5 protein-coding genes are annotated in these 9,518 nt (G+C 67.7%); all 5 read right to left on the bottom strand.

The window, feature by feature from the left end; genetic code table 11:
- Positions 1–49: 49 nt before the first annotated feature.
- Entirely contained in the window at positions 50–280 is a 231-nt protein-coding gene (locus ACE3S9_RS09700) for a DUF1656 domain-containing protein (protein ID WP_374546251.1), read from the bottom strand.
- Entirely contained in the window at positions 277–2,415 is a 2,139-nt protein-coding gene (locus tag ACE3S9_RS09695) for an FUSC family protein (RefSeq protein ID WP_374546250.1), read from the bottom strand. Before ACE3S9_RS09695 ends, ACE3S9_RS09700 begins: the two co-directional genes overlap by 4 nt.
- A 258-nt stretch (positions 2,416–2,673) precedes the next feature.
- Entirely contained in the window at positions 2,674–3,558 is an 885-nt protein-coding gene (locus ACE3S9_RS09690) for a DUF1289 domain-containing protein (RefSeq protein ID WP_374546249.1), read from the bottom strand.
- A gap of 90 nt (positions 3,559–3,648) precedes the next feature.
- The gene (locus ACE3S9_RS09685; protein ID WP_374546248.1) at positions 3,649–8,022 is read right to left on the bottom strand and encodes a DEAD/DEAH box helicase; all 4,374 of its coding nucleotides are present in this window, start codon (positions 8,020–8,022) and stop codon (positions 3,649–3,651) included.
- Between the two features lie 183 nt (positions 8,023–8,205).
- A partial coding sequence (locus ACE3S9_RS09680; RefSeq protein WP_374546247.1) for a flavin-containing monooxygenase occupies positions 8,206–9,518 on the bottom strand: 1,313 nt, incomplete at its 5' end.

Raw genomic sequence — 9,518 nt, 5'->3', positions numbered from 1 at the left:
GCGGCGGCCACGACGCAAAGGGTGATGAGGATGCGCGAGACGGACGCTTTCAGAGCCATGCGAGATTTCCGAGAAAGACCATCCCGCTCACGATGAGGACATAGAGCGCGAGATTGAACAGGGAGCGATGCCAGACGGCGTCATAGAGACCGAGCCTGCCGAGAAGCCAGCGCAGGCCGAGGAACGGTATCAGCGCCGCGGCGGCCCAGACCAGCAGCGGCGGCAGGTAGAAGCCGACGAATTCCACGGTGTGGAACAGGCTGAGGTTCGGCGGCGTCATGTTCCGTTTTCCATGTCGCTATGCGCGAAATAGGCGCGGTCGATGATGAACCTGTCGGCGAGAAAACGCAGCGAGGCGCCCGCGCCCAGCACGGCGCGCGCTTCGGCGCCGCCCGGCTGCAGCGGGAGGGCGGCAAGATCGGCGCGGGCTTGGGCGACGAGCCCCTCGGCCTGCGCGACAGATTCCGCGGGGTCGCGACTGGCCGCAAGGCGCTCCAGCGCCGCGGCGAAACGCTGGAGGAAGTCCTCCAGCGACTGCGCGGCCTGCTCCGGCATGTCAGGCGCGCGGGCGGCTTCGGCCAGCCGGCCGAGCTCGATCGCCGACGAGGCGGCGCCCAGCGCGCCGCGCAAGAAATCATCCTCGCTCGGACGGTCGAGGGCGAGGCGCGGCAACAGCGCGGCCAGCGTCGCGACAATTTCGTCATAGGCCCGACGCGGCACGATCTCCCGGCGCGCCACGGCGGGCAGGATTTCGCCGAGCGCCGCCGCTCGGCTTTGCCCGCGCCGGGCGAGCGACGTCACCGGCATGACGGCGAGAACCGCCAGGCAGACGGCCATACCGATGAGCAGGGCGGCCGAGGCGTTGACGAAGGCCATTTCATTGGGTGCGAACACATTGCCCACGCCGATCTGCGAGACAGTGAAGCCGCCGAGCGCAATTCCGGCCACGGCGTGGCTCGGCGTGCCGGCCATCAGTCCCGCCGGCAGCAGCGCCAGCATCAGCATCGCCGCGAGCGCCTCGAAGCCTTCGAGAAAAGGCAGCACGAACACCATGGCGAGATAGGCGACCGCAATGCCGGCGGCGCTCCAGACGAAGAAGGAGCGCGCGATCGCCTCGGGATTGTCCTGATTCACCGCGAAGAAAAGCATGATCGCGCCGCCCGAGAGCGCCGTGAAGCCTTGGCTCCAGCCGGTCGCGAGCCAGAGCGCGCTGAGCAGCGCGATGGAGAGGCCGGCGCGCAACGCGTTCAGGGCGGCCTCCGGCCGTCCTTCGGCGGCGTCGCGCTCGCGGCCCGGCCGCCCAGCGCGGCTGTCCGTCCGTTGGATGCTGGCCGCTCCGGCGAGGACGGCGAGCGAAAGCGCGCGCAGCACATAGCCGGCGCGACGCAGCACCAGCAGGCCGTTGGCGAGCGCGTCGAACGGCGCGGCGCCCGCCATGGCTTCCAGTCCAGCGGTCGCTTCGGAAAGCGAGGCGCGCGCCGCCGCCATTTCGCGGCGCAGGCGGCGCGGATCGTTGCGCGCGGCGGGATCGGCCGCCACGCGATCGACCCGCGCGGCGACCGCCTCCAGTGTCGGGCGTATGCGGTCGAGCACGTCTTGCGCGCCGTCCCCGGCAAAGGCGTCGAGGCGGAAGAACAGGCCGCGCGCAATCGCCAGAACCATCAGGAACTCGCGTACCGTTCGCTTTAGCGCCTGTTCGTCGGCGCGCATTTCCGGGGCCTCGAATGCGGCGGAGGAGCGCAGCGCATCGAACGAAACCACATCCGCCACCATGCGCCGGCGCAGGTCCGCGAAGGCGGCGAGCGCGGTGGAAAGGCGCAAGGCCGCCGCGACATAATGCGCGAGGCCCGAAAACGTGTGGGACAACGCCTCGCGCAATGCATCGCCCGCATAGCGCGGCCAGATCAACAGGCTCGCCAGCACGCCGCAAGCGATGCCGATCAGGATCTCCGCCGTGCGGTCGGCGGCGATCGTCCAGGCGTTGAGCGGATCGCTCGATCCCTCATAGGCCACCAGCAGCATCGAATAGCCGGCGAGCAGGGCGCCATAGGCGGCGTAATTGCGCAGCCGCGCGCTGGCGTAGAAGCTCGCCGCGACGAGCAGCGTGGTCGCGACCACCAGCAGTTCCGCCGCCTGCGAGAACAACGCGACCAGCCCCAGGCCGACCGTTCCGCCGACCAGCGTTCCCACGGCGCGCCAGGCGCCTTTCGCCAGCGCCCCGCCAACGGTCGGCAGCGCCAATAGATAGACGGTCAGCGTCGCCCATTGCGGATCCTTCAACTCCAGCCAATAGGCGATCGCGAGGGCGAGAATGGCGGCGGCGGCCGTCCGCGCCGAAAAGACCAGGTTCCGCCAGCCGAGATCGACCGGCGAGGCGACGCCTTGCAGTCTTGCAGTGATCGCGGCAGAGCTCATCGTCGCCTTCCAGATCCCCTGCCCATCAGCCGCGCGCGGCGCATGCCGGCGCGCGCGCTGGCCGGAGCCCAATTCGTTCGAAGCGATCTGATGGGATTATGTCGGAACATGCAACAGGCTCCGCCGCACGAGCCTCCCCGCGATCATCCCGCCTTGGCGTCCGGGTCGCCAAGGGGCGGATACGCGAGCCGCAACCGCCGCTCCGCACGGCTCGAAAACATATCTTCCGACGCGCCCCGTTTTCAGGGACGCAAGGTTTCACGGATTTCCATCCGGGCGCGGCGGATGATAGATGGCGCAGGCGATATAGGCTTCCGGCAGGTCGATCGGGGCGGGCGCTTCCCGCTCCTCGGCGAGAAAAGCGGGGAGGAAATGGGTGTGCGGCCCCTCGGATGAAGCGCCGTCAGGCGGCGGAATGGTCGTGAATACCTCGATCCGACCGATGGAATGGCGCACCACGCGCGTCGGCGAAACCTCCTGCAATTCATCGCCGATCAAAGGAAGGAATTGCCGCCAGTCGAGCCCCGCGACGCCGTCGAGCCGCGCGATTAATCGTAGGCTGGCCGTCCGGACGCCAAAACCGGAGGACGCGCGGTTCAGGCCGAAGTCATAGAGGATTTCGCCGCTATCGTGCGCGCGGATAGCGTCCCGATCCGGTCCGATCTGGGCAAGGCCCGCTGCGAGAAAGGACCGCGCCCGGCCGCGCGGCGTCGCCAGCACGATCAAATCGCGCCCGGCGTCTGACTGGATCGAGAATGCGCGAATATGGTCGCTGAGGTCGAAGGCAATCGCGCCGCGCGCTGTAAAGGCGCGGATTGAATCCGCCTTCGCTTCGATTTCGCAGGGCTCGCCCGGGCTTATGCAGAATTTAGCGAGGGCGCCCGGAACGCCGGCCGTCCATGTTCCGCCGGGGCGCAGCGACTCGGCGATAAAGGCGCGCAACGCCTCCCGATCCCAATCCAGCCGATGCAGATTCAGGCCAAGCTTTTTCCTGCGTTCTGGCAGCGCCGCCCAGACCTGCCGCCGGAATTCGGGTGTCGCCTCGCGCCAGGTCGCGATCTCTGCGCCGGATCGCGCGCAGCCGGAACAAAGGTTTAGCTGGTCGTCGATCTGGCATCGTCCGATACAGGGGCTGCTGATCATGAAACTCCATCTTGGCCATCGAAAACGGGGAGCGGATGGTTTGACGCCCTTTGGCGTTTCGTCAAGCGGCTTCGACGACCGCAGCCGCGTTCACGCCAGATCGGCCATGACTCCGCGCGCCGCCGACCGGATGAGGCGCTTTTCCGCCTCCCATCGCGCCGTTTCGTCCAGCTCGACCAGGAATTGGGGCTTCCCGCCCGATAGTGTCGCGACCGGCAGGCCGTCCCGGTAGACGATGCGGTTGGCCGTCAGCGAGGCGAGCCGCGCGCCCGGCGTCAGGACGCCGGCCAGATTGAGCGGATCGGCGCCGGACAGCGAAACCCATTGATCGTCGGGGGGCCGGCGACGCATCTCGCGCAACAGACCTACCGCCTCGGGCAAAGCATATTGCTCGCCCGAAAAGCCGGCGACGAAGCGGCCGCCGCGAATTTCGCCGCGCGCCTCCAGCCGGCGATAGACCCGCACGAGGTCGCGCCACGGCGGCAGCCATTCGCCTTCGCGCGCGAGCATGCGGAAAAACACCACGCCATAGCGGCGCAGCAGCGCCCGCGCGACATGCTCGGTCACATTAGCGCCGTCGCCGGCCCCCTCGGCGCGGCGGATCAAAGCCCAGCGTCCGCCGCTCTCCATGCCGAAACTGATCACGCGGCCGCGCCGTTTCGCGCCATTGAGCGGTTGCCGTTGGTTCGATGGGACCAGCAGCGCGCGCAAGCCGCCGAAACTGTCGGATGTCGCCAGTCCGAGCGAGACCAGTTCGCCGAGCGCCTCTTCCGCTTGCTGGCGCAGCAGCCCGGCGGCGTGCGCGAGTTCGTCGAAGAACAGGGCGCCCTCCGCCCGCAGGCAATCCAGCACGGCGCGGCCGCGCGAACTGGGCTCTGGCGCGGGATAGCGCGCGGCGAGCGCCATCCAGAGCGGCGCGCTCTTGCGCTCCAGCAGCGCGATGGGGGCCGACCGGATCGGCGCCGCGACGCGGCGGCCGCCGGCGGCGGGTGGGGCGATCCGCGCCCAGACGCATTTGCCGGCGAGACATTGCGCGTCGAGCCAGGACGGCTGGTAGCCGGCGATCCGCGCCGGCAGGATTTCCGTCTCCCAGGCGCGGGCCGGTGCTTCAAAACCCTCCAGCACGGCCAGCGCAACCGAAAGCGATTCCGGCCCCTCCAGCCGCGTCTCCTCCGCCACATGCTGCCAGGCGAACAGGAAGCGGAGAAAATCGCGCGCGGCGACGGGTTCGATTTCCGAGCGCAATCGTCGCAACGTGTAATGATGAATGCGCGCGAGCAGGCGGCGGTCGCACCATTGCGTCTCTTCGACCCCGGGCAGGAACAGCCCGCGCAAGATCGCGCCCTCGGCTTCCAGCGCCGCCAGCGCCCCGGCCGCTGCGCTGGGTTCGAGTCCCAGCGGCGCCAACAGATCGGCTTCCGTCACGGGGCCCAGCCCTTCCAGCCGCCCGCGCAGAATTTCGATCAGCGCTTGTTCGCTTGTCCAGGCGCTCGCGGGTTCCGGCGGCTTGATCGGCGGCTCCAGCCGCGCCTCCGGCCAAAAAGCGAGAAACGGCTTGATCCGCTCGGCGGCGATCCACAGCGCGCTCTGCGGCGTCATGAGGCGCGCGGCGCGTCCCTCGTGGGCCAGCGCGGCGAGCCAGTTTTGCCAATCGGGCGCGGCTTTCGCTTCGTCCTCGGTCAGGCAGAACAGCCAGAGCAGGGCGTCATGCAGCTCTTCTTTATTGGTCGGCTCAGGCCAGGCCTCGCCGCGCACGCGGGCGATGGCGTCAGCGTCGAGCCGGCCGAGATCGGCCGCGCTCGCCGGGTCCTGCCAGCGGCGCGCCATCACCGCCTGCGTCCGGCGCTCTTCGAGCGGGGCGTCGTCGAGAAAGGCGTAGGGCCGCGCCGACAGCACTTCCAAGGCGAGCGGCGACGGTTGCGTCAGATCGCGCGCGACGATCTCGATGGCGCCGCTTGCAATATCCGCCAGCAGGCGCTCCAGCCGCTCGATGTCCATGGCGTCGCGGAGGCAATCGTCAATGGCCTGATTGGTGAGCGGGTGGTCCGGAATTTCGCGTTCGCCGGCGAGATTTTCGGCGCAGGCGATCTGGTCGGGGAAGACGGCGGCGACCAGATCCTCCGCCTGCATCCGCATCAGTTGCGGGGGAACCTTGCGGCCGCCCTGAAACCGCGGCAGCGCCAGCGCCACGCTGGCGACCCAGCGCCAGCGCGTCGTGAACATCGGCGCCGCGAGCAATGCCTGAACAAGAACCTGTCGAACAGTGCGTGGATTGAGATAATGCGCGACCTCGGCGAGGTCGAAACTATGCGCGGTGGTCAGCGACAGGACGATATTGTCCTCGGTCGCCGCCGCCTGCAGCTCGAAATTGAATTTGCGGCAGAAGCGCTTGCGCAAAGCGAGGCCCCAGGCGCGATTGACGCGGCTGCCGAATGGCGCGTGGATGACAAGCTGCATGCCGCCGGCTTCGTCGAAGAACCGCTCGAAGATGATGGTTCGCTGCGTTGGTAGATGGCCCAACGCGCCGAAGCCCGCCGCGAGATATTCGACCAATTGTTGCGCGGCCGGCGCGGCGACGCCGATTTCCGTTTGCAGCCAATAGAGCACGCTGCCGCCCGCCGGATCGCCACCCAGTCTCGCCTCGATCTCGCCGCGCAGGCGCGCGACCGAGGCGGACAATTCGTCGGCGCGGCCGGGCGCCTCGCCGAGCCAGAACGGAATCGTGGGCGGCTGGCCATGCGCGTCCTCGACCCGCACCGTTCCGCGCTCGACCCGTTGGATGCGATAGGACGCGTTGCCGAGCTGGAACACGTCGCCCTGCATGCTTTCGACGGCGAAATCCTCATTGACCGAACCGATCACCTGATTGTCCGGCTCCAGCAAGACCTGGTAATCGGCGGTGTCGGGAATGGTGCCGCCCGAGGTCAGCGCCGTCATGCGGGCGCCGCGCCGGCCGCGCAGCATCTGGTGCACGGCGTCGCGATGGATCAGGGCGCCGCGCCGTCCGCGCCGGGTCGCGAAGCCTTCCGCCAGCATGCGGATGACTGCGTCGAATTCGCCTTTCGCCAGATCCCGGAACGGCCATGCGCGGCGGAACAGATCGAACAGGGCCGGTTCGGACCAGTCCTGAGCCGAAACTTCTGCGGCGATCTGCTGCGCGAGCACGTCGAGCGGCTTTTCCGGCATGACGAGACGGTCGAGTTCGCCGCGCCTTACGCAATCGCGCAAAGCGGCGCATTCCACCAGATCGTCGCGCGACAGCGGAAACAGCCGGCCCTTGGGCGTGCCGCCGATGGCGTGGCCGGAACGTCCCACGCGTTGCAGAAAAGCCGCGATCGAGCGCGGCGAGCCGATCTGGCATACCAGATCGACCTCGCCGATATCGATGCCCAGCTCAAGCGAAGCCGTCGCCACCAAAGCTTTCAGCGCGCCGCTCTTGAGCCTCTGCTCCGCGTCGAGGCGGCGCTCCTTCGCCATGCTGCCGTGATGGGCGGTCACGGCGTCGTCGCCAAGCCGGTCCGACAACGCATGGGCGATGCGCTCCGCCATGCGCCTTGTATTGACGAAGACCAAGGTCGTGCGATGGGCGCGGATGAGTTCGGCGAGCCGGTCGTAAATCTGGAGCCAGGTTTCGCCCGACATCACCGCTTCCAGCGGCGATTGCGGAACCTCTATTTCCAGGTCGCGCTTGCGCTGGTGGCCGGCGTCGACGATCGCGGCTTCCGCCGCCGGGGCGCCGTCGGGCGCGGCGCCGACGAGAAAATGCGCGACGGACGAGATCGGATTCTGCGTCGCGGAAAGGCCGATGCGCTGCACAGGACCGCCGCATAATGCGGCGAGGCGCTCCAGCGAAATGGCGAGATGCGCGCCGCGCTTGTTGGGCGCCAAAGCGTGGATTTCATCCACGATGACCGAGCGTGTCGTCGCCAGCATCTTGCGGCCGGACGCAGAGCCGAGCAGGACATAGAGCGATTCCGGCGTGGTCACCAGGATATGCGGCGGGCGGCGGCGCATGCGTTCGCGTTCGGCGGACGGCGTATCGCCGGTGCGCACCCAGGTGCGGATTTCGACATCGGGCAGCCCGCGCCGCCTAAGCTCCTCGCGAACGCCGGCCAGCGGCGCTTCGAGATTGCGCTGGATGTCGTTCGACAGCGCTTTAAGCGGCGAGACATAGACCAGTTGGGTTTCGTCGCCGAGGCCGCCGTCGAGCCCCTGCCGGATCAGGTCGTCAATTGCGGCGAGAAAGGCGGCGAGGGTCTTGCCGGACCCGGTCGGCGCAGCGACGAGCGTATGGCGGCCGGCCTTGATCGCCGGCCAAGCCTCAGCCTGGGCGGGGGTCGGCGCGGCGAATCGCGACGAAAACCATGCGGCGACGGCCGGGTGGAACAGCGCAAGCGCGCTTTTGTCAGGCCGAAACGGCGCCGGTCGCGCGGCTGCGGGGAGAACCCGGTCGGGATGGGACAAAACGATCTTTCGCTTTCTCGGCGCCGGCGCGAGTGGAAACGCCGCTGCGGTTCCGCCCATATGGGGAGGAAGCCCGCCGGATGAAAGCGATGGCCGCAAGCGAATCGGGCGCGCCGAAGCGCGCCCGACCGTTGGTCGCGTCAGGGGACGCACGGACGGCGTCGGGGCGCCGTCCGCGCGGCGTCAGGGCGTCAGCGCGAAGCCGCTATAGCCGTTCTCGGCGACCTCCGAACATTTCTGGCGATAGGTTCCAACGCCGCCGGTATAGGAGAGCACGCGGCGCGGCTTGCCCGGCACATTGGAGCCGACATACCAGGAATTCGTCTTGGAGATGAGATTGGCGTCGGCGGTTTCGTCGTGGTGGCGCACCCAGCTTTCCTCAAGCTCGGCCGTCGGTTCGATCACGGCGGCGCCCTTTTCGCGGACGAAGCGGATGCAATCGCTGATCCATTCGGTCTGCTGCTGCAGGCAGGTGGTCATGTTGCAAAGCGCGGCCGACGGCGCCAGCGGCGCGCCGGTCATGAACAGATTGGGATAGCCATACACCTGCATGCCATAGGCGGTGCGGATGTCCTTGCTCCAATCCTCCTTCAGCGAGCGGCCATCGCGTCCGCGAATGTCGATGCGGGTGAGCGCGCCGGTGCCGGCGTCGAAGCCGGTGGCGAGAATGATCACGTCGAGCGCATGCACGGTCCCGTCGGCCAGTTTCACGCCTTCGGGAACGATTTCCGCGATCGGATTGTCCTTCACGCTGACGGCGCGCACATTCGGGCGGTGATAGACTTCGAGATAATTGGTTTCGAGCGGCACGCGATGGGTGCCGAAGCCGTAATCCGTCGCCTTCGGGACCAGGATGTCGATCAGCGCCGGATCCTTGAGGCGCGCGCGCATCTTCTCGCGCACGAAGGCCGAGACCTGTTCGCTCACATCCGCGTCGAAGAACATTTCGGCGAAGGAGGCGAGCCACAGCTTCAGCGAGCCGTTCTGATAGATTTCTTCCAGAATGTCCTGGCGCTGCGCCGGCGTCAGATCGGCCCATTTATAGAGGAAATCATATTCGAAGCCGGTGAAGGTGTGCGGCAGGGTCTTCTTCAGCTCGGCGAAACGGTCCTTGTAGGCCTTGACGTCGGCCTCGCCGAATTTCGGATTTTTCATCGGCAGCACATATTGCGGCGTGCGCACGAAAACCGTGAGCGCGCCGGCCTTGTCGGCGATGGTCTGGATGACCTGGATGCCGGTCGCGCCAATGCCGATCACGCCGACGCGCTTGCCTTCCAGTTCGATCGGCTGGTGCGGCCAGCGCGCGGTGTGGAAGATGCGGCCCTTGAAGGAGTTCTGTCCGGGGAACAATTCGCTCAGCGGCGCCGAGAGCATGCCGCAGCAGGTGACGAGGAACTGGGCGTCAATGGTCTCGCCATTCTCGGTGTGGATGGTCCAGCGGCGCGTGTCCTCGTTGAAATGGGCGCTGGCGATCTTGGTGTCGAGCTGGATGTCCT

Source organism: Rhodoblastus sp. (assembly GCF_041915505.1).
Lineage (GTDB): Bacteria > Pseudomonadota > Alphaproteobacteria > Rhizobiales > Beijerinckiaceae > Rhodoblastus.
This window is presented reverse-complemented; position numbering and strand designations above follow the sequence as displayed.

What these genes read in the sequence shown, in the direction of transcription:
- ACE3S9_RS09700 (WP_374546251.1), bottom strand. Translation starts at nt 280, where the DNA reads ATGACGCCGCCGAACCTCAGCCTGTTCCACACCGTGGAATTCGTCGGC.
- ACE3S9_RS09695 (WP_374546250.1), bottom strand. Translation starts at nt 2,415, where the DNA reads ATGAGCTCTGCCGCGATCACTGCAAGACTGCAAGGCGTCGCCTCGCCG.
- ACE3S9_RS09690 (WP_374546249.1), bottom strand. Translation starts at nt 3,558, where the DNA reads ATGATCAGCAGCCCCTGTATCGGACGATGCCAGATCGACGACCAGCTA.